Raw genomic sequence first — 25,340 nt, forward strand, 5'->3', positions numbered from 1 at the left:
GCTGTCCCTAAAGCGGGGCGATGTCGCATCGCCCCCGTCGATTTACCGTTTCTCGCCTTTTATTCCCAGCGACTCCGCCAGCTGTTGCGCCAGCCGGTTATTGTCGTCCGCGCCGTACTCCCAGAACATCGCTCCCCCCAATCCCTGGCTTTTGATGTACTCGGCTTTGATAGCCACCGAACGCGGGTTCTCGTAGGAGATGGCGAACAGCGGTTTGCCTTCGGCGGATTGCAGCGTCAGGTATGGCACTTTGGCGTCGTCATCCCAGTGTTCGCGAAAACGCTGCTGCGGATCGTTGAGCAATTTGCTGACGATATCGTGGTATTTAAAGTAAGTGTCTTTGCTGAGATCCAACCCCAGCGTGCGGAACAGAGCGGTTTCTCGCGCACTGAAATAAGGCTGCGTCACCGGATGTTTGGCGGCGTCCGGCTTGTCCCAGTCGATGCCCGGCTCGGTCGCTCGTTTCGGCACCCGGCCGTAGAAACCGATACCCAGGTTCATCTGCGCCGGTTTTAATCCGGCGGCCAGATAATGTTTTACCACGGAATCGGCGCTGTAGCGGTCGGCGGCGGCTACGGTTGGCCAGCGCTTTGAATCGTACAGGTTGGCATTGAAGTACTGCGTGCCGTAAGCCATGTCGTAGGTCATCAGATTGATGTAGTTGAGGTAAGAGGCAATGCTTTTCACATCGACCCATTCTTGCGGGCTTTTGACGTTGGCCCCGACGGCGATGGTTAACAGCTTGCCTTTACCCAGCGCCTGATGAAGCTCTCTCAGCAGCAGGGTGAAGTTGTCGCGGTCTGCCGGTTGGCTTTCCACCAAACCCCAGGCGCCGTTTACCGGGTATTCCCAGTCCAGATCGATCCCATCCAGCCCGTACTGCTCGATCACCTGCAACGCGGAGCGAATGAAAATCACCCGGTTTCCCGCGGTGGCGGCAGCGCCGGAGAAACCGCGTGCGCCCCAGCCGCCGACCGACAACAGCATTTTCAGCTCGGGGTTCTGTTTGCGCAGCACCGGCAGCCGTTGCAAATCGGCTGTGACTTTCGGCGACAGGTAGATCTGGTGGCGGCGAGCGGGGTCTTTCAGCGCCGCATTGGTTTCGTCTTTCTCGTCGTTGTAGATCAGGCCAAACGAATAGTTGAGATGGGTGATTTGCGTCACGTCCAGCTTGTCGATGTCACCACCGGGGCCGGCGGTAACGTCGCCGCCGCCGTTGAAGTAGCCGACGGAGAGATAGGCCGCCTGGGCCGTGCTTGCGCCGGCCATAGCCAATTGCACCGCCGCCAGCAAAGGCAGCAGTTTTCGGGTTATTTTCATGTCTGTCTCCTTGTGGTCGGCAAGGCCGACCGTACCGCCAGGGGCGGGCACAATAAAGCCGGGCTCAGTGGGCCCCGGATGCGTATAACCGATTGACGCCAAAAGCGTCGCAGCCATAACAGCAAAAGCGCCTGCCGGTCACAAGCCGTTGGGGAAGAAGAAAGGTGGTATTGTGAGCGGCGTCGATAATTTCGCCGCTGCGTAGAGAGGGCGCCGGTGGCGCCCGAGAGGATTTAGTTGGCGAGAAACTGTGACAGGGTAACTAGCTGTGCGCCGGCGCGCGCCATGTCCTGCAGCGCTTGCTCACTGTCGCCCGGCTGCAGATTCACGCCGCGGCAGCCGTCGACGATCACCTGCGTCGGATAGCCGGCAGCCAGTGCATCCAGCACGCTGAACTTCACGCAGTAGTCGGTCGCCAGGCCCATGATCGCCAGCCGCCGGACGCCCTGCGATTGCAGCCAATCGTGCAGTTCGGTCTGCGCCCGGTGGCCGTTATCGAAGAACGCGCTGTAGCTGTCGATGCTCGTATCCTGCCCTTTGCGAAAAACGGCATCGATGTGTTGCCGCTGCAATTGAGAATGAAAATCGGCGCCGTGGCTCCCTTGCACGCAGTGCACCGGCCACCACACCTGCGGCAGACCTTCCAGCTCGCCGAGGGTGCCGACCTGCGCATGGGAGTTCACCGCAAAGCTGCGGTGATTGGCGGGATGCCAGTCCTGGCTGGCCACCACCGGCTCGCCCCGCGCCAGGCAGGCGGCGATCGCCTGATTGGCGACCGGAATGACGGCGTCGCCCTCCGTGACCGCCAGCGCGCCGCCGGGACAGAAATCGTTTTGCAGATCGATCAACAACAGGGCCGTTTTCATCGCCGCTCCAGAGTTCAGTAAGTTAACCGTTGATGCTTAGCTCGCCGCGCAGATCTTGCTGCATCAGGGCGCGGATTTGTTCCGGCGTCAGCGGCTGGCTCAACAGATAGTGCAGCTTGGTCAGGGCGGCTTCCACCGTCATGTCGAAACCGCTGATCACCCCGGCATGCGCCAGCGCGTTGCCGGTGGCGTAGCCTTCCATATTGACGCGCCCGGAGATGCACTGCGTCAGGTTGACCACCACGATGCCGCGTTCAGAGGCCGCACGCAACTCGTCGATCAGCTCGGCCTTTTGCGGCGCGTTACCGACGCCGTAGGAGCGCAGGATCAGCGCCTTGACCGGCTGCAACAGGAAATTACGCACCACCGCGCCGGAAATGCCCGGATAGATGGTGACCACGCCGATCGGCTGCGGCGTGATGTCATGCACCTGCAACGCGCCGTTGCAAGCCGGGCTGTCGATGCCTTGCTGGCGGCGAATATGGATGCCGGCTTCCAGCAGCGGCGGCAGATTGGGGGAAGCGAAGGCGTCGAAGCCGTCGGCGTGCGCTTTGGTGGTGCGGTTGCCGCGGAACAGCTTGTTGTTGAAGAACAGGCTGACTTCGTTCACCGGATGGTTGGCCGCCAGGTACAGTGCATTCAGCAGATTGGTTTGGCCATCGGAGCGCAGCTCCGCCAGCGGAATCTGCGAGCCGGTGACGATCACCGGTTTGGCCAGGTTCTCCAGCATGAAGGAGAGCGCCGAGGCGGTGAACGCCATGGTATCGGTGCCGTGCAGGATCACGAAGCCGTCGTAGCGATCGTAGTTCTGTTTGATGTCGTCGGCGATGTGCTGCCAGTCTTCCGGCGTCATATCCGAGGAATCGATGAGCGGCGCGTATTCATGAATGGTGAAATCCGGCATCTCCGGCCGATGGAATTCCGGCATCAGCGCCAGCTGGCGCTGCAGGTGGCCGGAAACCGGGATGTAGCCGTGATCGGAACGCTGCATGCCGATGGTGCCGCCGGTGTAGGCGACGTAAATGGATTTCTTTTGCATGGTTATGATTTTAACAAAGATAAGATGGGCTGAATTATAGGGACATGGCGGCAGAAAAAAAGCCCGGCGGTGGCCGGGCTGCAGAATTATTTGTTAGCGGACTTCTCCGCAGGTGAGACAGATCGCATAACGGTTTTGCGGATCGTTCAGGTTATTGAACAAGCCAGGTTGTTCTTTCACCGCGTTGGCGACCGAAGCCAGCGGGGCGGGCAGCATGGCCTGAATCGCGGCCGGCAGCATGGCGTGAATGGAAACGCCAAACTGGCTGAGCACCATATCGCTCAGGCTTGGGGTATCGACGAACCAGTCGAGCTGCCACTGCTGCAGCTTTGCCAGCTCGGCGGCTTTCTTCACCGCGTCGTCGAAATCACCCAACTGATCGACCAGGCCGTTGGCCTTGGCGTCGCTGCCGAGCCAGACGTGGCCCTGTGCGATTTGGTCAACCTGCTGCGGGGTCATCTTGCGTGATTTGGCGACCAGATCGAGGAAGTTCTTATACCCGTTTTCGATATTCAGCTGCATCATCTGCGAGAACTCCTGCGGCAGCGCCTTGGTGACCGCGATATCGGCCAGCGGCGAGGTCGCCACGCCGTCGGTGTGCACACCCAGCGTATCCAGGGTTTTCTCGTAGGTATTGATGATGCCGAAAATGCCGATAGAACCGGTCAGGGTGCTCGGGCTGGCGATGATATAGTCGGCCGGCGTCGAGACCCAGTAGCCGCCCGACGCGGCCATGCCGCCCATCGACACCACCACCGGTTTGCCGGCGGCGCGCACGGCGGCCAGCTCGGAGCGGATCACTTCGGACGCGCTGACGCTGCCGCCTGGGCTGTTGACGCGGAACACCACGGCCTTGACGGCCGGATCCAGACGCGCCTGGCGCAGCTCGGCGGCGGTGGTGTCCCCCCCGACGTTGCCCGGTGTCTGCTGGCCGTCCATGATGGCGCCGTTGGCGAACACCACGGCGATCTTGCCGCCCTGGTTGGCGTCCGGCTTCGGCTGATAGTCGTAGATGCTGATGGCGTTGAAATCGTTCGCCTGTTTGTCCCAGCCGAAGGTCTTGACCAGCTGATTTTCGATCGCGGTGCGCGACGCCAGCTCGTCCACCAGCTTATTGTCCAGCGCATAGCGGGCGGTGTCGCCACCGGCCGCCTGCAGGCCGCTCAGCACGCCGGCTGCGCCCGGGAACAGCTGCTGCGGCGTCAGCTGCCGGTTGGCGGCCACGGTCTCCAGGTAGTTCTGCCACAGGCCGCCGATCCAACGGCTGTCCGCTTCGCGCGCCGCCGGGGACATATCGTCGCGGATCAGCGGTTCGACCGCCGATTTATAGGTGCCGACGCGGAAGATATTGGTGGTGACCTTGAGCATGTCCAGCAACGATTTGTAGTACAGGTTGTTGGTGGCGAAACCGTGCAGATCGACCGCGCCCTGCGGCGACAGGAAGACCTTGTTGGCGTAGCTGGCCAGGTAGTATTGCGTTTGATTGTAACTGTCGCCGATGGCGAAGATCGGTTTGCCGCTGTCGCGGAACTCGCGCAGCGCTTTGCCGATATAGCGCAGCGACGGCTGATCGGCGCCGGCGAAGTCATTCAACTGCAACACCATGCCGGTAATGTTTTTGTCGTCTTTGGCCTTGCGGATGCTGTCCACCACGTCGAACAGCGAGTTTTCCTGCAGGCGGCTACTGGAGGCGCCCAACAGTTCGCGGCCCCATTGCCGCACCCGGTTGTTTACCGAAGGCTGATCGACCACCACGCCGCTTAAATCGACCAGCAGCGCACCGCGCGCCGGGGCCGTCGAGGTGGAGGAACTTTGGAAGGACAGATAGATGCCAACCCCAACCAGGATCAGCAAGACCAGGAACAGGTTAAGGATCAGTTCCCTGATAAAATTCAGCAGACGCCATGTCCACCGGAAAATGCCGGCAATAATTTGCCACAATGTGCGCATGTGCTCTCCAACAAGAGTCGAGAATGTTCCGCTATCCTAATGAGCGGCCGGGTAAATGTCAGCTTTAAATCGTGGCACACAGACGCTATCGCCGAGGCTGTAACTCGCCGTTTAGCTATGTTAACGTGGCCGGAATGAAAATTGTTATCAGGAGTTTACGATGGATGCTCTGGATCTTTTATTGAATCGTCGCTCGGCTTCGCGCCTGGCGGAACCGGCGCCGGCGGGGGAAGTGCGCCAAAACATCATCAACGCGGGCCTGCGTGCGCCCGATCACGGTGCGCTGCAGCCGTGGCGTTTCGTGATGATCGAGAATCAGGGCCTGGAGCGCTTCAGTCAGCTGCTGCAGGCGGCGGCGAAGCAGGATCAGTTGGATGAAGCGGCGATCGAAAAAGCCACCAAGGCGCCGTTCCGCGCACCGCTGATCATCACCGTCATCGCGCATTGCACTGAAGAGACCAAGGTGCCGCGCTGGGAGCAGGTGGTTTCCGCCGGTTGCGCCGTGCAGGCGATGCAGATGGCGGCGCTGGCGCAGGGCTTTAACGGCATCTGGCGCACCGGCGCCTGGACCGAGCATGCGCTGGTGCGTGAAGCCTTCGGTTGCCGCGAGCAGGACGAGATCGTCGGTTTCCTCTACCTGGGCACGCCGCAGCTGAAGGCCGCCACCAAAGTGACGCCGCCGGACAGCACGCCTTTCGTCAGCTATTTCTAAGTTTTTTCCAACGGGGCGCGGCGAAAATGCGCCAAACCCCGCAAAATTGCATGGTTTCTGAGCAGGCCGCTCGCTTATCCGCGGCGCGCTCTTATCAATCCCCTCGGCAAGCGCTACCCTATGTTATCTTGAGTGCCGTTACCGAAGGGAGTGGACTATGACATCGCCAGCGATCCGTTTAACCCAGTACAGCCATGGCGCTGGCTGCGGCTGCAAAATCTCACCGAAAGTTCTCGAAACCATCCTGCACAGCGAGCGGGAAAAATTTGTCGATCCGCGTCTGTTGGTCGGCAATGAAACCCGCGACGACGCGGCGGTGTATGACATCGGCAACGGCGTCGGCATCATCAGCACTACCGACTTCTTCATGCCGATCGTCGACGATCCGTTCGATTTCGGCCGTATCGCCGCCGCTAACGCCATCAGCGACGTGTACGCCATGGGCGGCAAACCGATCATGGCGATCGCCATTCTCGGCTGGCCAATCGCTAAACTGCCGCCGGAGGTGGCGCAGCAGGTGATCGACGGCGGGCGTTTCGCCTGCCAGCAGGCGGGGATCGCGCTGGCCGGCGGCCATTCCATCGATGCGCCGGAACCTATCTTCGGCCTGGCGGTCACTGGCGTGGTCAATACCGAGCGAGTGAAAAAGAACAGCGCCGCACAGGCCGGGGCGCAACTCTATCTGACCAAGCCGCTGGGCATTGGCGTGCTGACGACCGCCGAGAAGCAAAGCAAGCTGCGCCCTGAACATCAAGGGCTGGCGACGGACGTGATGTGCCGCCTGAATAAGCCGGGCGCCGACTTTGCCGAAGTGGCGGGCGTCACGGCGATGACCGATATCACCGGCTTTGGCCTGTTGGGCCACCTGAGCGAGGTTTGTCAGGGCTCCGGTCTGCAGGCGACGGTCTGGTTCGATCGGGTGCCGAAGCTGCCGCACGTCGAGGCGTATATCGCCGAGGGCTGCGTGCCGGGCGGCACCGGGCGCAACTTCGACAGTTACGGCCATCTGGTGGGCGAGATGAGCGATTTGCAGCGTCAGCTGCTGTGCGATCCGCAAACCTCCGGCGGTTTGCTGTTGGCGGTATTGCCGGAGGCGCAGGCGCAGGTGCTGGCGATTGCCGAGCAGCACGGCATCACGCTCAATCCTATCGGTGAGCTGCATGCCGCACAGGCAGGTAAACCGCTGATCGAGGTTGTGTAGTGTCCAAGATGCAAGGCAGGCCGGACAGCGCCGATTATCAACGCATTTTTCTGCAGGACGTGCCGCTGATTGACGTGCGTGCGCCGATCGAGTTTCAGCAGGGCGCCTTCGCTCAGGCGGTGAACCTGCCGCTGATGGTCGACAGCGAGCGGCAGGCGGTGGGCACTTGCTATAAGCAGCATGGTCAGCAAGCGGCGATTGCGCTCGGCCACAGCCTGGTGAACGGCAAACTGCTCGAACAGCGCACCACCGCCTGGCTGGCGGCCTGTGCGCAGCGACCCGAAGGTTATATTTACTGCTTCCGTGGTGGGCTGCGCTCACAGCTGGTGCAGCAATGGCTGCATGAGGCCGGCGTCGAGTACCCGCGTATCACTGGCGGTTATAAGGCGCTGCGCAATTATCTGCTCGGCGTGTTGGCGCAAAGCGCGGCATTGCCGATGGCCCTGGTGGGCGGCAATACCGGCAGCGGCAAGACGCTGCTGGTCAACGAACTGGCCGACGGCGTCGATCTGGAAGGCGCGGCGCGCCATCGCGGTTCATCTTTTGGCCGAACGCTGGCGGGGCAAAGCTCACAGATCGATTTTGAGAATCGTCTGGCTGTGTTATTGCTGAAAAAACAGCATGGTGGCAGCCGCCGTTGGGTGCTGGAAGACGAAGGGCGGATCATCGGCAGCAACAATCTGCCGTTGCCGTTGTTCAACGGCATGCAGCAGGCGCCGGTGGCGGTGATCGACGATCCGTTTGATATTCGCCTGGCACGCCTGCAGGCCGAATATATCGACGGGATGCGCGAACAGTTCGAACAGGCCTATGGCGTGGAAGAAGGCTGGCGGCAGTACGACGACTATCTGCATCACGGCCTGTTCGCCATTCGCCGCCGGTTGGGCCTGGAGCGCTTCCAGCAGCTGACGCAGCGGCTGGAAGCGGCGTTGCGGGCACAGCGTCTCAGCGGCCAGGGTGACGCGCACCGCGAGTGGTTGGCGCCCCTGTTGCAGCAGTACTACGATCCGATGTATTGCTATCAGTTGGAAAAGAAAGCCCAGCGGATTGTCTTCCGTGGGAACTATGCAGAAGTAAGAGAATTTTTGATGACGTTCAGCCAGAAAAACGGTGATTAATGCGACTGTTCATAGCCGAGAAACCGAGTTTGGCGCGCGCCATTGCCGACGTATTGCCCAAGCCGCATCGCCGCGGCGACGGGTATATCGCCTGCGGCAACAATGATGTGGTGACCTGGTGCGTCGGCCACCTGTTGGAGCAGGCTCAGCCTGACGCCTATGACAGCCGCTATGCGCGCTGGTCGTTGGCAGACCTGCCGATAATTCCCGAAAAATGGCGGTTGCAGCCGCGGCCTTCGGTCAGCAAACAGCTCAACGCCATTAAAAAGTTGCTGCTCGAAGCCGATGAAGTGGTTCACGCCGGCGACCCGGATCGCGAAGGGCAGCTGCTGGTGGATGAGGTGCTGGACTACCTGGATTTGACGGCGGAAAAGCGCCAGAACGTGCGCCGCTGTCTGATCAACGACCTCAACCCGCAGGCGGTGGAGCGCGCGGTTGAACGCCTGCGCGACAACCGTGACTTCATCCCATTGTGCGTGTCCGCCCTTGCGCGCTCACGCGCCGACTGGCTGTACGGCATCAATATGACCCGCGCTTATACGCTGCTGGGCCGCAACGCCGGTTATGACGGCGTGTTGTCGGTGGGCAGGGTGCAGACGCCGGTGCTGGGGTTGGTGGTGCGGCGCGATGAAGAGATCGAAAACTTCGTGCCGAAAGACTTCTTTGAGGTCAAGGCGCACATCGTCACGCCGAAAGAAGAGCGTTTCGTGGCGCTGTGGCAGCCCAGCGAGTCGTGCGAGCCTTATCAGGACGAAGAGGGGCGTTTGCTGCACCGGCCGTTGGCGGAGCATGTGGTCAAGCGCATTGAAGGCCAGCCGGCTCTGGTCACGTCTTATAACGATAAACGGGAATCGGATACCGCGCCGCTGCCGTTTTCGCTCTCCACGCTGCAAATCGAAGCGGCCCGGCGTTATAACCTCAGCGCGCAACAGGTGCTGGACGTTTGCCAGCGGCTGTACGAAACCCACAAGTTGATTACCTATCCGCGTTCCGACTGTCGCTACCTGCCGGAAGAGCATTTCGCCGGCCGCCACGCGGTGCTGAACGCCATCAGCGTGCACCAGCCCGAGCTGTATCCGCAGCCGGTGATCGACAGCGATCGCCGCAACCGTTGCTGGGACGATAAAAAGGTCGACGCGCACCACGCCATCATTCCCACCGCCCGCGCCGGCAAGATTAATCTGACGCAGGATGAGCGGAACGTGTATGGGCTGGTGGCGCGCCAGTATCTGATGCAGTTCTGTCCGGATGCGGTATTCCGCAAATGTGTGATCGAGCTGGATATCGCCGGCGGCAAATTTATCGCCAAGGCGCGATTCCTGGCGGAGGCCGGCTGGCGTACGCTGCTGGGCAGCAAGGAGCGTGACGAGGAGAACGAAGGTGCGCCGCTGCCGGTGGTGGCTAAAGATGATGAGCTGTTGTGCGAGCGCGGTGAAGTGGTGGAGCGCCAGACGCAGCCGCCGCGGCCGTTTACTGACGCCAGCCTGTTGTCGGCCATGACCGGCATCGCGCGGTTCGTACAAGATAAAGCGCTAAAGAAAATCCTGCGGGCGACCGATGGTTTAGGTACGGAAGCGACGCGAGCGGGGATCATCGAATTGCTGTTCAAGCGGGCGTTTCTGTACAAGAAGGGACGCTATATTCACTCCAGCGAAACCGGGCGCGCGTTGATTCACTCGCTGCCGGATCTTGCTGCGCGCCCTGATATGACGGCCAACTGGGAAGCCACGCTGACGCAAATCAGCGAGAAATCCTGCCGCTATCAGGACTTTATGCAGCCGTTGGTCGGCACGCTGCAAGAGCTGATTTATCAGGCCAAGCAGAGCCGGGCGAGCATGGCGTTTCGTGGATTGCCGCCGCCGCCCTCCAGCGGAGGCAAAAAACGCAGGAAAAGCGCCGGCAAGGCGCAGGAGAAGAGTGAATGAAGCGTGGACTCACTGGTGTATTGGCTGCCGCGGCCCTGATGTTTTCCGGCCTGGCCGCCGCCAATCGCGGCGATGTGGACGTGGTGCTACCGGTTTCGCCGGAGATCTGGGGCGCGGCCAAAAGCGGCGACAATCCGCCGTCGGCGCAGCCCTGCAGCCGTTGTTGCGTCTACCAGAATCAGAACTATTCCGAGGGGGCGGTGCTCAAAGTCGAAGGGGAAGTGCTGCAGTGCGTGCGTGAGCCTAATACTATCGGCACCAACCCCTTGATTTGGGTACGATTGAAGAAGTGACGATGTAACCTGTCACCGCGCTCAGCGCGCCTCGCCTTGCGCGGCGAGATAATCCGCCAACAGTGGAACGTCAGCGGGCGCCAGGGGGTATTCCTGCGCCTGTTGCGGCGTGACCCAGACCAGCGCCGAATGGCAGCGCTGTTGCAGTTCACCGGAGAACTCCGCGACTCGCCAGGCATGCAGTCGGATGATGCGTTCGCCTTGCCGCCACTGATTGCTGCCCACATAGTTGCCGATACGGGCGTTAATCCCCAATTCTTCATCCAGCTCGCGCGTCAGCGCCTCCGGCTGGCTTTCGCCGGTTTCAACCTTGCCGCCGGGAAACTCCCACAGGCCGGCCTGATCGCTGCCTGCGCCGCGCTGGGCCAGCAAAATACGCCCATTTTGTTCCAGAATGGCGGCTACTACGTCGATAATTTTCATCGGCTTCACAGAATAAAACCCCGGCGAGCGCCGGGGGATGGGGTTACAGCGTGAATTCCGCCCAGACCGGCGCATGGTCGGAAGGTTTCTCCATGCCGCGGGTTTGGTAATCAATGCCGGTGGCGATGCAGCGCGAAGCCAGCGGGGTGCTGGCCAGCAGCAGATCGATACGCAGGCCGCGATTGTCGTCGAACCCTTTGGAGCGGTAGTCGAACCATGAAAACTCGTCGTTGCGCCCCGGGTTGGCGTGGCGATAGGTATCTACCAGGCCCCAGTTCAGCAGGCGATCCATCCATTCGCGCTCTTCCGGCAGGAAGGAGCACTTGCCGGTGCGCAGCCAGCGTTTGCGGTTGTCTTCGCCGATGCCGATATCGTAATCACTCGGGCTGATATTCATGTCGCCCATGATCAGCACCGGGGATTCCGCCGACAGCTGCTGCTCCAGGTAGTTTTGCAGATCCTGATAAAAGCGTGTTTTAGCCGGGAATTTGATCGGGTGGTCGCGGCTTTCACCTTGCGGGAAGTAGCCGTTGATCACCGTCAGCGTGCCCTGCGGCGTAGCCAGATCGGCCATGATGATGCGACGCTGCGCGTCTTCTTCATCGGTTGGGAAACCGCGGCGCACGGCCAGGGGCTCCGCTTTGGTCAGCAGCGCCACGCCGTAATGGCCTTTTTGCCCGTGATAGAACACGTGATAGCCGTGCTGGCTGACTTCTTCCAATGGGAACATGTCATCGTGAACTTTGGTTTCCTGCAGACCGATCACGTCGGGCTGGTGCTGTTCGATAATTGCCGCCAGCTGATGCGGACGCGCGCGCAGTCCATTGATATTAAAAGAGACAAACTTCATGAGCGGTGCCGTTTTCACGAGAAAAATGTGCTGTGATAGTAGCAGAGTTTGGCGGGAAATGTAACGCAGACAGCGGCAGGACCGCTGACTGCGCCGCGGGTTTATTTCGCCCAGCGGTCGTAATTTTTAGGTTGATAGTCGTCAAACTGTTGCAGCAGCGTCTGTGCCGATTCGCTGATGTGCAGGGTGCCGAGATAGTCGTGACGCATAAAACCCTGATCGGCGACGTGCTCGAGGAACTGGCTCAGCGGGCGGTAGAATCCGTTGACGTTCAGCAGGCCGACCGGCTTATTGTGATAGCCGATTTGCCCCCAGGTCCAGATTTCAAACAGCTCTTCCAGCGTGCCGATGCCGCCGGGCAGGGCGATAAAACTGTCCGCCAGCGCTGCCATACGGGCTTTGCGCGTATGCATGTCTGGCACCACTTCCAATTCAGTCAGGCCGCGATGCGCCGTTTCCGCTTCAACCAGGCGCTCGGGGATAATGCCGACCGCTTCACCGCCTGCGGCCAACACCGCGTCCGCCACGATCCCCATCAATCCTTTTTTGCCGCCGCCATAGATTAAACGGCGCCCCTGTGCGGCCAGCAGTTGCCCCAGTTGACGAGCCTGCTCGGCATAAGCGGGATTGACGCCTTCGCTGGCGCCACAAAAAACGCAAATATTGTTTCGCATCCACCTGTTCCTTACTGCACTAAAGAAGCCAGTGGTATAGCGAATTGTCGGCCGGAGTTCAAGTTACGGCTGGGAGAGAGGAACAAAACGGCTGGATGAAAGCGGTTAATAAGGGGAGATAACTTGATTTATTGATACGAGAACATTGGATGCAACGTGTTTTAAGTAGGGTTTGGAATTTTCTGCAAAAGGTGGTGGTGGGGGAAGGATGATTCGTCGCTGCGCGACTCACCCTGCGGGCCGCGCTGAAGCGCGTTGTCTCACTGCGTGAGACTCGAACCTTGGTCGAAGCTTCTCATCCTTCCCCAATGCGGAGCATTATGGAAGTGATGTGCTTTTAATTAGGTTCGGGGATTTTCTGCAAAGGATGGTGGTGGGGGAAGGATGATTCGTCGCTGCGCGACTCACCCTGCGGGCCGCGCTGAAGCGCGTTGTCTCACTGCGTGAGACTCGAACCTTGGTCGAAGCTTCTCATCCTTCCCCGATTCGGAACATTATGGAGGCGATGTGCTTTTAACTCAGTTTTGGGATTTTCTGCAAGAGATGGTGGTGGGGGAAGGATTCGAACCTTCGAAGTCTGTGACGGCAGATTTACAGTCTGCTCCCTTTGGCCGCTCGGGAACCCCACCATGGTATTCATGGATTTACAAATTGTTGTTCCGGTTTTACCCGGAAGAAACCTGGCCGGTTTCTTTACTGCGTCTTCGCTCCTGGCAGAGAGAAGATGGTGGTGGGGGAAGGATTATTCGTCACTTCGTTCCTCACCCTTCGGGCCGCGCTAAAGCGCGTTATCCTTCCCTTTCTGATTCGCTTTAACCCAATGCGTATCAGCAACGAAAAGATGGTGGTGGGGGAAGGATTCGAACCTTCGAAGTCAGTGACGGCAGATTTACAGTCTGCTCCCTTTGGCCGCTCGGGAACCCCACCATATACATGGCTATTTAACTGGCCTTGCTTGCGAGAGCGCTGTCTCGGTAAGCGGGGCGCATCATATCAAATGAAGCGGATGTGTAAAGTATTGAAATGCAGAAAATGAATCGTTTGCCGTTTTTTTATTCTTGACGGTGCATCCCTGAACGAAATGCACCGATTTATTGAACGATTACAGAATAACGGTGCGATTGCCGTAGACGAAGACGCGCTGCGCCAACACCTGATACAGGGCTCGGCTGAGCACGTTTTTCTCCACGTCGCGGCCGGCGCGCATCATATCCTCGGCGGAATAGGTGTGATCGACGTGGATCACGTCCTGCATGATGATCGGGCCTTCGTCGAGATTGTCGTTAACGTAATGGGCAGTGGCGCCGATGATTTTTACCCCGCGCTCGTAGGCCTGGTGATAAGGTCGTGCGCCGATAAACGCCGGCAGGAACGAATGGTGAATGTTGATTACCTGATTCGGATAATGTTGCACGAAGGCCGGGGTCAGCACGCGCATATATTTGGCCAGCACCACGTAATCCGGCTGATATTGATCGATCTTGGCCGTCATTTCGCGGTCGTGCTGTTCGCGCGTCAAGCCTTCGTGGCTCACCAGATGGAAAGGAATATCGAAACGCTCCACCAGCGTTTGCAGCGTGTCGTGGTTGCCGATTACGGCGGCGATCTCAACATCGAGGCCGCCATAGGCGCTTTTCATCAACAGATCGCCCAGGCAGTGCGCCTCTTTGGTGACCAGCACCACGATGCGCCGGCGCCCGGTGCTGTGCAGTTCACGCAGTGAACCTTCCGGCAGGGCGCTGTCCAGATCGGCCAGCAGCGTGTTGTCGTTGAAAATGCCTTCCAGTTCGGTGCGCATGAAGAAACGCCCGGTGCGGTGATCGACGAACTCATTGTTCTGGACGATATTGAGTTCGTGCTTGTAACAGATGTTGGTGATCTTGGCGATCAGCCCTTTGGCGTCCGGGCAGATGGTGCGTAACACTTTCCGTTGTACATTTTGGTGTGGCATGGGTTTGAGGATCCTGTCTGATACTGAACGGCCTGTCTGCGCAGGCGTAAACGTGAAGCGCCGGCCGATTAGCGCCCGCAGCACTTCTTGTATTTTTTCCCTGAGCCACAGGGACACATCGCATTTCGGCCGGGCTGGGGTTTGGTGCCGTCGATATAATACCAACGTTGATCGCGACGAAGGAAGCGCGAGCGCTCATGCATCGTCTGCGGCTCGCCGCTTTCGCCATCGGTGAAACGGGCGATGAATTCGACGAAGCCTTCATCCGGCTCATGACCGGCTTTCTCTTCCACGATCGTCAGGCCCAGCCACTCGGTATTCTTAAAACTGTCGACGATGGCATTGCGCCACGCTTCGGCGCCGCAGTCGGGGTGCCAGGTGGCGATCAGATAGTCGACGTTATGATTCACGTAGGCGGTGAAGCGTGAACGCATCAGTTGGCCGGGCGTCGGCGCCGGTTGACTGCCGCTGATAAAAGGGGCGCAGCACGCGTTATACGCCAGTCCGCTGCCGCATGGGCATGATTCGGGCAAAATGACTCCTGAGAAAACGAGGCTGAAAATGAATTTAGCGCATATGTTACCTAACAATATTCGTCAGTGACAATCTACCCTGAAAGCAGAGAACACCGTTTACCGAGAGGATGACGCGATGCGGCAAATCAAGATCGGACTGGCGCTGGGAGCGGGCTCGGCTAAAGGCTGGGCGCACATCGGCGTGATCAATGCGTTAAAGAAGCTGGGGATTGAGATCGATATCGTTGCCGGCTGCTCTGTCGGCGCGTTGGTGGGCGCCGCGTTCGCCAGCCATCGCCTGCCGGCGATGGAGCAGTGGGTGCGATCGTTCAGCTATTGGGACGTGATTCGCCTGATGGATTTTTCCTGGCAGCGCGGCGGCCTGTTGCGCGGCGAGCGGGTGTTTAACGCCGTTGGACAGCTGCTGAAGATCAATGATATCGCCGATTGTGCGTTGAAGTTCGGTGCCGTGACGACCAATCTCAGTACCGGCCGTGAGCTGTGGCTGACCGAAGGCGATATTCATCAGGCGATACGCGCCTCCTGCAGCATGCCCGGCCTGTTGGCGCCGGTATGGGCCGACGGCTATTGGCTGGTGGATGGCGCGGTGGTCAATCCGGTGCCGGTGTCGCTTTGCCGCGCCATGGGCGCCGATATCGTCATTGCGGTCGATCTGCAGCATGACGCGCACCTGATGCAGCAGGATCTGTTCTCGATACGTATCGAGGAAGAAAGCCCGGACGATGCGCCTGCGGCTACCTGGCGCGGGCGTCTTCGGGAACGCGTCGGCAGAATGCGCAAGCGCAAACCGGCTACGGCGCCGACGGCGATGGAGATTATGAGCACATCGATTCAAATGCTGGAGAATCGCCTGAAGCGCAACCGGATGGCGAGCGATCCGCCGGATGTCTTGATCCAGCCTTTTTGCCCGCAAATCTCAACGCTGGATTTCCACCGCGCCGATGAAGCGATCGAGGCGGGGTTGCTGGCGGTTGAAAAACAACTGGATCGGTTGTTGCCGTTGATAAAAAATAGATAATTCTCGGTTCTTGGTTGGCAATGCGCAGTTGGTCTGTTTCAGACGAGCATAAGTGACCTTTTTGAGCCACTATTACACTATGGAAAGGGACGAGGCTCGGCTGATGGCATTACCACTCACTCACAAGCGCATCTTGATCGTTGAGGACGAACAGGTTTTTCGTTCCGTGCTGGTCGGTTATCTGACCTCGCTGGGCGCTGAAACCGGCGAGGCGACCAACGGTTTACAGGCGCTGAGTGCCGTGGATGACTTCAAGCCGGATCTGATTCTGTGCGATCTCGCGATGCCGGAAATGGGCGGTATCGAATTCGTTGAACACCTGCGTTTGCAGGGGCTGCAGATCCCGGTGCTGGTGATCTCGGCCACCGACAAGATGGCGGACATCGCCAAGGTGCTGCGGTTGGGCGTGCAGGATGTGCTGCTCAAGCCGCTGACCGATCTCAATCGCCTGCGTGAAGCGGTGCTGGCGTGCTTATACCCCAATATGTTCACCTCCCAGGCGATTGAAGAGGTTGAACTGTTTCAGGATTGGGATGCGTTGAGCAAAAATCCTTCCGAAGCCGTCAAACTGCTTAAGCAACTGCAGCCGCCGGTACAGCAGACCATTGCGCATTGCCGGATCAACTATCGGCAGTTAACCACCGGCGAAAATCCCGGCCTGGTGCTGGATATCGCCGCCTTGTCAGAAAAGGATCTGGCATTCTATTGTCTGGACGTCACGCGCGCCGGCGATAATGGCGTATTGGCGGCACTGCTGTTGCGCGCATTATTTAATGGGCTGCTGCAGGACCATCTGGCTAATCAACAGCATCGTTTGCCGCAAATGTCGGCATTGTTAAAGCAGGTTAATCAATTATTGCGGCAGGGGAAATTAGACGGTCAATTCCCTCTGTTGTTGGGATATTATCACGCCGAAAATAAAAACCTGATTCTGGTTTCCGCCGGGCTGCATGCCAACGTCAATACCGGTGACAATCAAATCCAGCTGAGCAACGGCGTGCCACTGGGGACGCTGGGGGCTACCTACATGAATCAGATCAGCCAGCGTTGTACCGCCTGGCAATGTCAGGTATGGGGCAGCGGTGGCCGATTGCGACTGATGCTCAGCGCTGAATAGCAGGCAGCGATCGGCGCGATCTCAAGCTATTTACTTATCTGTAATTAAACCGTTTATTTATTCTCCGGATTATCCGAACGGGTAATAGTCCTAAATGTTTTCTATTTGTGTTCTGGTTAATGCTCGGCGCGCATAAGCTGGTATACTCCGAAGGTTTTTTTATATCGAGCCCACGCTCATAAAATGAGCGCTTTAGCTTTAAGAGAGGAAATAATGCCTGCTGTAAATCGCAAAGTCAGAAAAGCCGTGATCCCGGTTGCAGGCTTGGGTACGCGGATGTTGCCGGCCACCAAAGCCATTCCGAAAGAAATGCTGCCGCTGGTTGATAAACCTCTGATCCAATACGTCGTCAATGAGTGCATTGCGGCGGGGATTAACGAGATTGTGCTGGTCACCCACTCCTCCAAGAACTCGATCGAAAACCATTTTGATACCAGTTTCGAACTCGAAGCGATGCTGGAAAAACGCGTCAAGCGCCAATTGCTGGACGAAGTGCAGTCGATCTGCCCGAAAGGCGTTACCGTGATGCAGGTTCGTCAGGGTAATGCCAAAGGCCTGGGGCACGCGATTATGTGTGCCTACCCGATGGTGGGCGATGAACCGGTCGCGGTGGTGCTTCCGGACGTGATCCTCGACGAATACAGCGCCGATCCGAAAAAAGACAACCTGCACGAAATGCTGCAGCGCTTCGAAGCCACCGGCGTCAGCCAGATCATGGTTGAACCCGTGCCGCATAAGGATGTCGGAAACTACGGCGTAGCCGACTGTAAGGGCGTTGATTTGCAACCGGGCGAAAGCGCGCCGATGGTCAGCGTGGTTGAGAAACCGTCGCCGGATAAAGCCCCTTCCAACCTGGCGATTGTCGGTCGTTATGTGTTGTCCGCCGATATTTGGCCGCTGTTGGCGAAAACGCCTCCAGGCGCCGGCGATGAAATTCAGCTGACTGACAGCATCGAAATGCTGATGCAGCAGGAAACGGTGGAAGCGTATCACCTGAAAGGCGTGAGCCATGACTGCGGTAACAAACTGGGTTACATGCAGGCCTTCGTGGAGTACGGCATGCGTCATGCCAGCCTGGGCAAAGAGTTTTCTCAGTGGCTGCAACAGGTTGTTGCCGCTGACAAGAAGTAATTTGATCTTTCGTCTTAATTTGAAAAACTAGGATTTTCACATGAAAGTAACAGTTTTTGGTATTGGTTATGTGGGGCTGGTACAGGCCGCCGTGCTGGCTGAAGTTGGCCATGATGTTATGTGCATCGATGTTGACGAACGAAAAGTCGAGAACCTGAAAAAAGGGAATATCCCGATTTTTGAACCGGGCCTGACGCCGCTGGTACAGCAAAACTATGAGGCTGGGCGCCTGCATTTCACCACCGATGCCAAAGCGGGCGTGGCGCACGGGAATATCCAGTTTATCGCCGTCGGTACGCCGCCGGATGAAGACGGTTCCGCCGATCTGAAATATGTCACCGCGGTGGCGCGCACCATCGCCGAGCACATGACCGATCGCAAAGTGGTGATCGACAAATCTACCGTGCCGGTCGGTACGGCGGACAAAGTGCGTCAGGTGATGGCGGAAACGCTGGCAAAACGCGGCAGCAACGTGCCGTTCGACGTGGTGTCCAACCCTGAATTCCTGAAGGAAGGCGCTGCAGTGGCTGACTGCATGCGCCCTGAGCGCATCGTGATCGGCACCGATAATAAAGAGGTGATCGAGCCTATTCGCGAGCTGTACGAGCCGTTTAACCGCAATCACGATCGTATGATCATGATGGATATCCGCAGCGCGGAGCTGACCAAATATGCCGCCAACTGCATGCTGGCGACCAAAATCAGCTTTATGAACGAAATGTCCAACCTGGCGGAAATGTTGGGCGCGGACATCGAGAAAGTGCGTCAGGGCATCGGTTCCGATTCACGCATCGGTTATCACTTCATCTATCCTGGCTGTGGCTACGGTGGTTCTTGCTTCCCGAAAGATGTTCAGGCGCTGATCCGCACGGCGGAGCAGATCGGTTACCAACCGAAGCTGTTGCAGGCGGTAGAGCAGGTCAACTACCAACAAAAAGACAAGCTGAACAGCTTTATCAAAGACTATTTCGGCAGCGATTTGAAGGGCAAAACCTTCGCACTGTGGGGTCTGGCGTTCAAGCCGAATACCGATGACATGCGTGAAGCGTCCAGCCGTGTGCTGATGGAGCAGCTGTGGGCTGCCGGCGCCACCGTTCAGGCCTACGATCCGGAAGCGATGAACGAAGTTCAGCGCATCTATGGCCAGCGCGACGACTTGAAGCTGATGGGTACCAAAGAGGCTGCGTTGCACGGCGCCGATGCTCTGGTGATCTGCACCGAATGGCAGAATTTCCGCGCACCGGACTTTGATGTGATCAAGGGCGCGTTGAAGCAGCCGGTGATCTTCGATGGACGTAACCTGTACGATCCTGAGCGTTTGGCGAATCGCGGCTTTACCTACTATGCGATTGGCCGCGGTGCCTCGATTAAACCGGTTATTTAAGGAGTGGGCATGAAATTCCTGGTTACAGGCGCCGCAGGGTTTATTGGTTATCACGTTGCAGAGCGTTTGTTGACCGCCGGGCATCAGGTTGTCGGCATCGATAACCTGAATGACTATTATGACGTGGGCCTGAAAATGGCCCGTCTGGACAGACTGGCGGATAAGCCGGGATTCCGCTTCATCAAGTTGGATTTGGCCGATCGTGAAGGCATGGCGACATTGTTCGCCGAGCATCAGTTCCAACGAGTCATTCATTTGGGTGCCCAAGCCGGCGTGCGTTACTCGCTGGTCAACCCGTTGGCTTATGCGGACGCTAACCTGATCGGTCATTTGAACGTTCTGGAAGGCTGCCGTCATAATAAGGTCGAGCATTTACTTTACGCTTCCTCCAGTTCTGTTTATGGCCTCAATCGCAAGTTGCCGTTTGCTACCGAAGATTCGGTCGACCACCCTGTGTCACTGTATGCGGCAACCAAAAAAGCCAATGAGCTGATGTCACACAGTTACGCTCATTTATACGGTCTCCCGACGACGGGGCTACGCTTCTTTACCGTATATGGTCCCTGGGGGCGTCCGGATATGGCGCTGTTCAAGTTTACCAAGGCCATATTGGCGGGGGAGAGTATCGATGTATATAACCACGGTGAAATGCACCGTGACTTTACTTACATTGATGATATCACCGAGGCGATTGTGCGGCTGCAGGCGGTTATTCCGCAGGCAGATCCGTCATGGACCGTTGAACAGGGATCGCCGGCGACCAGTTCCGCGCCGTATCATGTTTATAATATCGGCAATAACACCCCCGTTAAACTGATGGAATATATCACGGCGTTGGAGCAGGCTTTGGGGCTAACTGCCCGCAAGAATATGTTGCCAATGCAACCTGGCGACGTGATGGATACCAGCGCGGATACCGCGGAGCTTTATCGTGACATTGGTTTTAAGCCGGAAACCAGCGTTGAAGAAGGGGTGAAGCGCTTTGTTGATTGGTATAAGGCATTCTACCAGGTTCAATAATTGAACGAGGGTATATGCGACAAAGGGGCCTTAGGGCCCTTTTTTATCGCTGGAACCTCATGCAAGGAACAAAATGCGAATTAGGATATTTACTAAAAGGAAAGGGATGAGGCAGGATCGCGGCGATAAGCTTTAAAATGAAAAGGCCCCCCGCAGGGAGCCTTTCAGATACGGGCCGAATCGCTATTACAGCAGGAAATCGTCCAGAGATTTACCTTGCTCTTCGATAGCTTTCTTAATCACCGCTGGAGTACGGCCTTGGCCGGTCCAGGTTTTCAATTCGCCGTTTTCGTCTTTATATTGGTATTTAGCAGGACGTGCTGCGCGTTTTGCTTTACCGGCAGCCTTGTTGGCAGCCATGGTTTGCAGCAGTTCATTCGGATCGATACCGTCAGCAATCAGCATTTCGCGGTATTGCTGCAGTTTACGGGTGCGTTCTTCGATTTCTGCTTGAGCCTGGCTGTCTTCTTCGCGACGTTCGTTCACAACAACTTCCAGTTTCTCGAGCATTTCTTCCAGCGTTTCCAGTGTGCATTCTCTTGCCTGGGCGCGCAGAGTGCGGATGTTGTTCAAAATCTTTAATGCTTCGCTCATTGTCCTAGTCTCAAATTATATTGGTGGGGGGCGTCTCGATAATAATAGAGTGCTATTTTCTTTTCTGCAATAGCCAAATTGACTTGAATACTCAAATTTACCTTTTAAAAATCCGTTAATCGGATCTGTCCGACTAATATAGGAAGGGCTGTTAACTATTACCCTTGTCGCACTTAAGTCAAAATTTCAGCAGGCATGCTTTAAAAGGCGCGTGTCGCAAGGCTTTCATCGATAAGTTATCGCCGTAATTTATATCAATATTACAATGGGTTCTGTGGGCTTAATCACGTCATGGCAAGGCAGACATTGTAAACAATAGGGGTATATAGGTAAAGATTGCGTCAGGAAACGTCGGGGACAGCGGAGGTGATTAAATGCCCTGTATTGGCCCCGTGTATAATAGACTGGCGCGCCGTTGCGGTTGCGGCACCCGCCGCGGCGAAAGGGTGATTATGCATTAATGGGCAAATGATCGCGGTTAACCATTAGCAAGAATTAATAGTGATGACAGGCATACATTATCCTGTAAATAGCTGTAAAAAGAACGGGCCGACAGAACGATATGTTTCGCTTGAAAGCGCATTATTACGGCGAACGCAATATTCGTTCGCTTTGGGCTGAGCCTGGGGGCGGCTTATGGTACACTTACCGTCCTAATCGACATTTGAATATTTCTTATACCATCGGAGTTGCGGGGCCATGGCTCAACTTTATTTTTATTACTCTGCGATGAATGCCGGCAAGTCCACCGCGCTGCTACAGTCTTCATATAACTATCAAGAACGTGGTATGCGCACGCTGGTGTTCACTGCGGAGATCGATCACCGCTTTGGCGTAGGTAAGGTCAGCTCGCGCATCGGTTTATCCTCGCAGGCCCAGCTCTATAACAACGACTCGATGCTGTACGCCATGATTCAGCAAGAGCATCAACAGCAGCCGGTGCATTGTGTACTGCTGGATGAAAGCCAGTTCCTGACCAAGGCGCAGGTTGAGCAATTGTGTGATGTGGTGGACCAACTGGACATTCCCGTATTGTGCTACGGCCTGCGTACCGATTTTCTCGGTGAGCTGTTTACCGGCAGCCAATATTTGCTGGCCTGGGCTGATAAGCTGGTGGAATTGAAAACCATCTGTCACTGTGGGCGCAAAGCCAATATGGTGTTGCGGTTGGATGAAAACGGCCAGGCGATGCACGCCGGTGAGCAGGTGGTGATTGGCGGTAACGAGAGCTATGTCTCCGTCTGCCGCAAGCATTATAAAGAGGCGATTCACTCCCTGGAGTAGGGGAGAAAACGCCGCCAAAGCCCGCTGAGGCGTTTTGGCGGCGTGAGTCGAAATGCAGCGCCTCCGGCGCAATAAAAAACCCGCCGTTTGGCGGGTTTTTTTATCGGTTCACGAAACCGTTATTTCTTGGACTTCTTTACCGCGGCTTTGGCTGCAGCCGGAGCTGTCGCTTCCTCTTCGACTGTTTCGCTGAATTCGCGGCCGTAGAAGGTATCCAGCATGATTTGCTTCAGTTCGGCAATCAGCGGATAGCGTGGGTTGGCGCCGGTGCATTGGTCGTCGAACGCGTCTTCCGACAGCTTGTCGACTTTCGCCAGGAAGTCCGCCTCCTGCACACCCGCCTCACGGATGGAGGTTGGGATGCCCAGCTCGGTTTTCAGCTCGTCCAGCCAGGCCAGCAGTTTCTCAATCTTCTGCGCGGTGCGGTCGCCCGGTGCGCTCAGGCCGAGGTGGTCGGCGATTTCAGCGTAGCGGCGGCGCGCCTGAGGGCGGTCGTACTGGCTGAAGGCCGTCTGCTTGGTCGGGTTGTCGTTCGCGTTGTAGCGAATGACGTTGGAAATCAGCATCGCGTTGGCCAGGCCGTGCGGAATGTGGAACTCCGAACCCAGTTTGTGTGCCATGGAGTGACAAACCCCGAGGAAGGCGTTGGCGAAAGCGATACCGGCGATGGTGGCGGCGTTGTGCACGCGTTCACGGGCAACCGGGTTTTTCGCGCCTTCTTTGTAGCTGGCCGGCAGATACTCTTTCAACAGTTTCAGCGCCTGCAGCGCCTGGCCGTCGGAGTATTCGTTCGCCAGCACCGAGACGTAGGCTTCCAGCGCGTGGGTCACCGCATCCAGGCCACCGAAGGCGCACAGGGATTTCGGCATGTTCATCACCAGGTTGGCGTCGACAATCGCCATGTCCGGGGTCAGCGCATAGTCGGCCAGCGGGTATTTCTGCCCGGTGGCGTCGTCGGTCACGACCGCGAACGGCGTGACTTCTGAACCGGTACCTGAGGTTGTGGTGATGGCGATCATTTTCGCTTTCACGCCCATTTTCGGGAATTTGTAGATACGCTTGCGGATGTCCATGAAGCGCAGCGCCAGATCCTCGAAGTGGGTTTCAGGATGTTCGTACAGCACCCACATGATTTTCGCGGCGTCCATCGGCGAACCGCCGCCCAGCGCGATGATGACGTCCGGTTTGAAGGAGTTCATCTGCTCGGCGCCTTTACGCACGATGCTCAGCGTCGGATCGGCTTCCACTTCGAAGAACACTTCGGTTTCGATGCCGTGAGACTTCAGAACCTTGGTGATCTGGTCAGCATAGCCGTTGTTGAACAGGAAACGGTCGGTCACGATGAAGGCGCGTTTCGCCCCGTCGGTCGCCACTTCTTCCAGCGCGATAGGCAGCGAGCCACGGCGGAAGTAGATCGATTTCGGAAGTTTGTGCCACAACATGTTTTCTGCTCGCTTCGCTACAGTTTTCTTGTTGATCAGGTGTTTAGGTCCGACGTTTTCAGAGATGGAGTTGCCACCCCAGGAACCGCAACCCAGCGTCAGCGAAGGCGCGAGTTTGAAGTTGTACAGGTCGCCGATACCGCCCTGAGAAGCCGGGGTGTTGATCAGGATGCGAGCCGTTTTCATTTTATCGCCGAAGTAGGCGATGCGAGCCGTTTGGTTATCCTGGTCGGTGTACAGGCAGGAGGTGTGGCCGATACCGCCCATGGCGACCAGTTTTTCGGCTTTGGCGACCGCGTCTTCGAAGTCTTTGGCACGGTACATCGCCAGGGTAGGCGACAGTTTTTCATGTGCGAAAGGTTCGGACTCGTCGACCAGCTTCACTTCACCGATCAGCACTTTGGTGTTGGCCGGTACTTTGATGCCTGCCATTTCGGCGATTTTCGGTGCGGATTGCCCGACGATGGCCGCATTCAGACCGCCGTTTTTCAGGATGATGTCCTGCACCGCTTTCAGTTCTTTACCCTGCAGCAGATAGCCGCCGTGGGAAGCGAAGCGTTCGCGTACCGCATCATAGATAGCGTCAACGACGATGACCGACTGTTCGGAAGCGCAGATAACGCCGCTGTCGAAGGTTTTGGACATCAGGATAGAGGCGACCACGCGCTTGATGTCTGCGGTTTCGTCTACCACGACCGGCGTATTACCGGCGCCGACGCCGATGGCCGGTTTGCCGGAGCTGTAGGCGGCTTTCACCATGCCCGGGCCACCGGTGGCCAGGATCAGGTTGATGTCAGGGTGGTGCATCAGCTGGTTGGACAGTTCGACGGTAGGTTGGTCGATCCAACCGATGATGTCTTTTGGCGCGCCGGCGGCGATAGCGGCTTGCAGCACGATATCGGCGGCTTTATTGGTGGCATTTTTCGCACGCGGGTGCGGCGAGAAGATGATGCCGTTACGGGTTTTCAGGCTGATCAGCGCTTTGAAGATCGCGGTAGAAGTTGGGTTGGTGGTAGGGACGATACCGCAAATCAGGCCGATAGGTTCGGCGATGGTGATGGTACCGAAAGTGTCATCTTCAGACAGGATGCCACAGGTTTTTTCATCTTTATAGGCGTTGTAGATGTACTCGGAAGCGAAGTGGTTTTTGATCACTTTGTCTTCGACGATACCCATTCCGGATTCTTCCACGGCCATTTTGGCCAACGGGATACGGGCATCAGCAGCGGCGAGGGCGGCAGCGCGGAAGATTTTATCCACTTGCTCTTGAGTGAAGTTGGCATATTCGCGCTGGGCTTTTTTGACACGTGCGACAAGCTCGTTCAGTTCAGCGACATTCGTTACAGCCATAATGCTCTCCTGATAATGTTAAACTCTTTCAGTAAATAAGCCGTGCGAGCCACTAGTATAGTCATAACGGGAATAAACGGTGATTCGAATACCGGGGGTTTCCCGCGTTATTTCTTCGCATGCTGCTGATTTGCTTAAAGAG

22 protein-coding genes, 2 tRNA genes and 2 other RNA genes are annotated in these 25,340 nt (G+C 57.3%); 11 read left to right on the forward strand and 15 right to left on the reverse strand.

Annotated features, from left to right (window positions below; all coding sequences use genetic code 11):
• Positions 1-42: 42 nt before the first annotated feature.
• The 4 genes from ACMGF9_RS10185 to sppA all read right to left on the reverse strand — a co-directional run bounded on the left by ACMGF9_RS10185 (position 43) and on the right by sppA (position 5,175).
• Entirely contained in the window at positions 43-1,320 is a 1,278-nt protein-coding gene (locus tag ACMGF9_RS10185) for a glycoside hydrolase family 18 protein (protein WP_414160216.1), read from the reverse strand.
• A 233-nt stretch (positions 1,321-1,553) separates the two neighbouring features.
• On the reverse strand, positions 1,554-2,186 hold the full coding sequence (gene pncA / locus ACMGF9_RS10190) for a bifunctional nicotinamidase/pyrazinamidase (protein ID WP_015378100.1): 633 nt from the start codon (positions 2,184-2,186) through the stop codon (positions 1,554-1,556).
• 22 nt (positions 2,187-2,208) lie between these two features.
• Positions 2,209-3,225: an asparaginase gene (ansA, locus tag ACMGF9_RS10195; RefSeq protein ID WP_016927477.1), complete on the reverse strand. Its 1,017-nt coding sequence runs from the start codon at positions 3,223-3,225 to the stop codon at positions 2,209-2,211.
• Positions 3,226-3,318: 93 nt separating this feature from the next.
• Entirely contained in the window at positions 3,319-5,175 is a 1,857-nt protein-coding gene (gene sppA, locus ACMGF9_RS10200; RefSeq protein ID WP_004932207.1) for a signal peptide peptidase SppA, read from the reverse strand.
• A 160-nt stretch (positions 5,176-5,335) separates the two neighbouring features.
• Here sppA and ACMGF9_RS10205 point away from each other — a divergent pair, with 160 nt between their 5' ends.
• The 5 genes from ACMGF9_RS10205 to ACMGF9_RS10225 all read left to right on the forward strand — a co-directional run bounded on the left by ACMGF9_RS10205 (position 5,336) and on the right by ACMGF9_RS10225 (position 10,424).
• Positions 5,336-5,887, forward strand: coding sequence for an NAD(P)H nitroreductase (locus ACMGF9_RS10205; protein WP_004932204.1), 552 nt, complete (start codon positions 5,336-5,338; stop codon positions 5,885-5,887).
• Between the two features lie 157 nt (positions 5,888-6,044).
• On the forward strand, positions 6,045-7,088 hold the full coding sequence (gene selD / locus ACMGF9_RS10210; protein ID WP_016927479.1) for a selenide, water dikinase SelD: 1,044 nt from the start codon (positions 6,045-6,047) through the stop codon (positions 7,086-7,088).
• An 8-nt stretch (positions 7,089-7,096) separates the two neighbouring features.
• Entirely contained in the window at positions 7,097-8,206 is a 1,110-nt protein-coding gene (gene mnmH / locus ACMGF9_RS10215) for a tRNA 2-selenouridine(34) synthase MnmH (protein ID WP_414160635.1), read from the forward strand.
• The gene (locus ACMGF9_RS10220) at positions 8,206-10,131 is read left to right on the forward strand and encodes a DNA topoisomerase III (protein WP_004932196.1); all 1,926 of its coding nucleotides are present in this window, start codon (positions 8,206-8,208) and stop codon (positions 10,129-10,131) included. Before mnmH ends, ACMGF9_RS10220 begins: the two co-directional genes overlap by 1 nt.
• Positions 10,128-10,424, forward strand: a complete 297-nt coding sequence (locus tag ACMGF9_RS10225; protein WP_004932195.1) for a YnjH family protein — start codon at positions 10,128-10,130, stop codon at positions 10,422-10,424. The genes ACMGF9_RS10220 and ACMGF9_RS10225 overlap by 4 nt, the downstream gene beginning before the upstream one ends.
• Positions 10,425-10,445: 21 nt before the next feature.
• Here ACMGF9_RS10225 and ACMGF9_RS10230 read toward each other — a convergent pair whose 3' ends face one another.
• The 9 genes from ACMGF9_RS10230 to ACMGF9_RS10270 form a co-directional block, all read right to left on the reverse strand.
• Positions 10,446-10,847 carry a pyrimidine (deoxy)nucleoside triphosphate diphosphatase gene (locus ACMGF9_RS10230; RefSeq protein ID WP_004932193.1) on the reverse strand — a complete coding sequence of 134 codons (402 nt, stop codon included), beginning with the start codon at positions 10,845-10,847 and terminating at the stop codon, positions 10,446-10,448.
• Positions 10,848-10,890: 43 nt separating this feature from the next.
• Complete coding sequence (gene xthA / locus ACMGF9_RS10235; RefSeq protein WP_004932192.1) at positions 10,891-11,697, reverse strand: exodeoxyribonuclease III; 807 nt, start codon at positions 11,695-11,697, stop codon at positions 10,891-10,893.
• A 101-nt stretch (positions 11,698-11,798) separates the two neighbouring features.
• The gene (locus ACMGF9_RS10240) at positions 11,799-12,371 is read right to left on the reverse strand and encodes a TIGR00730 family Rossman fold protein (protein WP_004932190.1); all 573 of its coding nucleotides are present in this window, start codon (positions 12,369-12,371) and stop codon (positions 11,799-11,801) included.
• Positions 12,372-12,563: 192 nt separating this feature from the next.
• A non-coding RNA gene (locus tag ACMGF9_RS10245) (RtT sRNA) lies at positions 12,564-12,691 on the reverse strand.
• A 48-nt stretch (positions 12,692-12,739) separates the two neighbouring features.
• A non-coding RNA gene (locus ACMGF9_RS10250) (RtT sRNA) lies at positions 12,740-12,867 on the reverse strand.
• A gap of 48 nt (positions 12,868-12,915) precedes the next feature.
• A tRNA-Tyr gene (locus ACMGF9_RS10255) sits at positions 12,916-13,000 on the reverse strand.
• A gap of 213 nt (positions 13,001-13,213) precedes the next feature.
• Positions 13,214-13,298: transfer RNA gene (locus ACMGF9_RS10260), tRNA-Tyr, on the reverse strand.
• Positions 13,299-13,473: 175 nt separating this feature from the next.
• Entirely contained in the window at positions 13,474-14,322 is an 849-nt protein-coding gene (gene purU / locus ACMGF9_RS10265; RefSeq protein ID WP_004932187.1) for a formyltetrahydrofolate deformylase, read from the reverse strand.
• Positions 14,323-14,390: 68 nt separating this feature from the next.
• A complete protein-coding gene (locus ACMGF9_RS10270; protein ID WP_004932183.1) occupies positions 14,391-14,855 on the reverse strand; it encodes a YchJ family protein in 465 nt (154 codons plus the stop codon).
• A 118-nt stretch (positions 14,856-14,973) separates the two neighbouring features.
• Here ACMGF9_RS10270 and rssA point away from each other — a divergent pair, with 118 nt between their 5' ends.
• From rssA to ACMGF9_RS10295, 5 genes are all read left to right on the forward strand, one after another.
• Positions 14,974-15,876, forward strand: a complete 903-nt coding sequence (gene rssA / locus ACMGF9_RS10275) for a patatin-like phospholipase RssA (protein ID WP_004932181.1) — start codon at positions 14,974-14,976, stop codon at positions 15,874-15,876.
• 103 nt (positions 15,877-15,979) lie between these two features.
• Entirely contained in the window at positions 15,980-16,993 is a 1,014-nt protein-coding gene (gene rssB, locus ACMGF9_RS10280) for a two-component system response regulator RssB (RefSeq protein WP_004932178.1), read from the forward strand.
• Positions 16,994-17,206: 213 nt separating this feature from the next.
• Positions 17,207-18,124: a UTP--glucose-1-phosphate uridylyltransferase GalU gene (gene galU, locus ACMGF9_RS10285; RefSeq protein WP_015378094.1), complete on the forward strand. Its 918-nt coding sequence runs from the start codon at positions 17,207-17,209 to the stop codon at positions 18,122-18,124.
• A 40-nt stretch (positions 18,125-18,164) separates the two neighbouring features.
• Positions 18,165-19,508 (forward strand): UDP-glucose dehydrogenase family protein, encoded by a 1,344-nt coding sequence (locus ACMGF9_RS10290; protein ID WP_004932175.1) that lies wholly within the window; start codon positions 18,165-18,167, stop codon positions 19,506-19,508.
• 9 nt (positions 19,509-19,517) lie between these two features.
• Positions 19,518-20,528, forward strand: coding sequence for an NAD-dependent epimerase (locus tag ACMGF9_RS10295; protein WP_015378092.1), 1,011 nt, complete (start codon positions 19,518-19,520; stop codon positions 20,526-20,528).
• A gap of 186 nt (positions 20,529-20,714) precedes the next feature.
• On the opposite strand, the gene hns is transcribed toward ACMGF9_RS10295, so the two are convergent.
• The gene (hns, locus tag ACMGF9_RS10300; protein WP_004932170.1) at positions 20,715-21,122 is read right to left on the reverse strand and encodes a histone-like nucleoid-structuring protein H-NS; all 408 of its coding nucleotides are present in this window, start codon (positions 21,120-21,122) and stop codon (positions 20,715-20,717) included.
• A 699-nt stretch (positions 21,123-21,821) separates the two neighbouring features.
• Here hns and ACMGF9_RS10305 point away from each other — a divergent pair.
• The gene (locus ACMGF9_RS10305; RefSeq protein ID WP_015378091.1) at positions 21,822-22,406 is read left to right on the forward strand and encodes a thymidine kinase; all 585 of its coding nucleotides are present in this window, start codon (positions 21,822-21,824) and stop codon (positions 22,404-22,406) included.
• A 119-nt stretch (positions 22,407-22,525) separates the two neighbouring features.
• Here the strand turns inward: ACMGF9_RS10305 and adhE are convergent, their stop codons facing one another.
• Positions 22,526-25,198, reverse strand: coding sequence for a bifunctional acetaldehyde-CoA/alcohol dehydrogenase (adhE, locus tag ACMGF9_RS10310; RefSeq protein ID WP_044031103.1), 2,673 nt, complete (start codon positions 25,196-25,198; stop codon positions 22,526-22,528).
• Positions 25,199-25,340: the final 142 nt, after the last annotated feature.

Source organism: Serratia sp. BNK-23, from assembly GCF_047456145.1.
GTDB lineage: Bacteria > Pseudomonadota > Gammaproteobacteria > Enterobacterales > Enterobacteriaceae > Serratia > Serratia nematodiphila.

Excerpts from the sequence above, each read along its gene's own strand:
- ansA (WP_016927477.1), bottom strand. The coding sequence starts at position 3,225 with ATGCAAAAGAAATCCATTTACGTCGCCTACACCGGCGGCACCATCGGC.
- ACMGF9_RS10230 (WP_004932193.1), bottom strand. The coding sequence starts at position 10,847 with ATGAAAATTATCGACGTAGTAGCCGCCATTCTGGAACAAAATGGGCGT.
- mnmH (WP_414160635.1), top strand. The coding sequence starts at position 7,097 with ATGCAAGGCAGGCCGGACAGCGCCGATTATCAACGCATTTTTCTGCAG.
- ACMGF9_RS10205 (WP_004932204.1), top strand. The coding sequence starts at position 5,336 with ATGGATGCTCTGGATCTTTTATTGAATCGTCGCTCGGCTTCGCGCCTG.
- ACMGF9_RS10225 (WP_004932195.1), top strand. The coding sequence starts at position 10,128 with ATGAAGCGTGGACTCACTGGTGTATTGGCTGCCGCGGCCCTGATGTTT.
- selD (WP_016927479.1), top strand. The coding sequence starts at position 6,045 with ATGACATCGCCAGCGATCCGTTTAACCCAGTACAGCCATGGCGCTGGC.
- ACMGF9_RS10305 (WP_015378091.1), top strand. The coding sequence starts at position 21,822 with ATGGCTCAACTTTATTTTTATTACTCTGCGATGAATGCCGGCAAGTCC.
- rssB (WP_004932178.1), top strand. The coding sequence starts at position 15,980 with ATGGCATTACCACTCACTCACAAGCGCATCTTGATCGTTGAGGACGAA.
- ACMGF9_RS10295 (WP_015378092.1), top strand. The coding sequence starts at position 19,518 with ATGAAATTCCTGGTTACAGGCGCCGCAGGGTTTATTGGTTATCACGTT.
- adhE (WP_044031103.1), bottom strand. The coding sequence starts at position 25,198 with ATGGCTGTAACGAATGTCGCTGAACTGAACGAGCTTGTCGCACGTGTC.
- pncA (WP_015378100.1), bottom strand. The coding sequence starts at position 2,186 with ATGAAAACGGCCCTGTTGTTGATCGATCTGCAAAACGATTTCTGTCCC.
- ACMGF9_RS10185 (WP_414160216.1), bottom strand. The coding sequence starts at position 1,320 with ATGAAAATAACCCGAAAACTGCTGCCTTTGCTGGCGGCGGTGCAATTG.
- galU (WP_015378094.1), top strand. The coding sequence starts at position 17,207 with ATGCCTGCTGTAAATCGCAAAGTCAGAAAAGCCGTGATCCCGGTTGCA.
- ACMGF9_RS10220 (WP_004932196.1), top strand. The coding sequence starts at position 8,206 with ATGCGACTGTTCATAGCCGAGAAACCGAGTTTGGCGCGCGCCATTGCC.
- purU (WP_004932187.1), bottom strand. The coding sequence starts at position 14,322 with ATGCCACACCAAAATGTACAACGGAAAGTGTTACGCACCATCTGCCCG.
- ACMGF9_RS10290 (WP_004932175.1), top strand. The coding sequence starts at position 18,165 with ATGAAAGTAACAGTTTTTGGTATTGGTTATGTGGGGCTGGTACAGGCC.
- rssA (WP_004932181.1), top strand. The coding sequence starts at position 14,974 with ATGCGGCAAATCAAGATCGGACTGGCGCTGGGAGCGGGCTCGGCTAAA.
- ACMGF9_RS10240 (WP_004932190.1), bottom strand. The coding sequence starts at position 12,371 with ATGCGAAACAATATTTGCGTTTTTTGTGGCGCCAGCGAAGGCGTCAAT.
- xthA (WP_004932192.1), bottom strand. The coding sequence starts at position 11,697 with ATGAAGTTTGTCTCTTTTAATATCAATGGACTGCGCGCGCGTCCGCAT.
- sppA (WP_004932207.1), bottom strand. The coding sequence starts at position 5,175 with ATGCGCACATTGTGGCAAATTATTGCCGGCATTTTCCGGTGGACATGG.
- hns (WP_004932170.1), bottom strand. The coding sequence starts at position 21,122 with ATGAGCGAAGCATTAAAGATTTTGAACAACATCCGCACTCTGCGCGCC.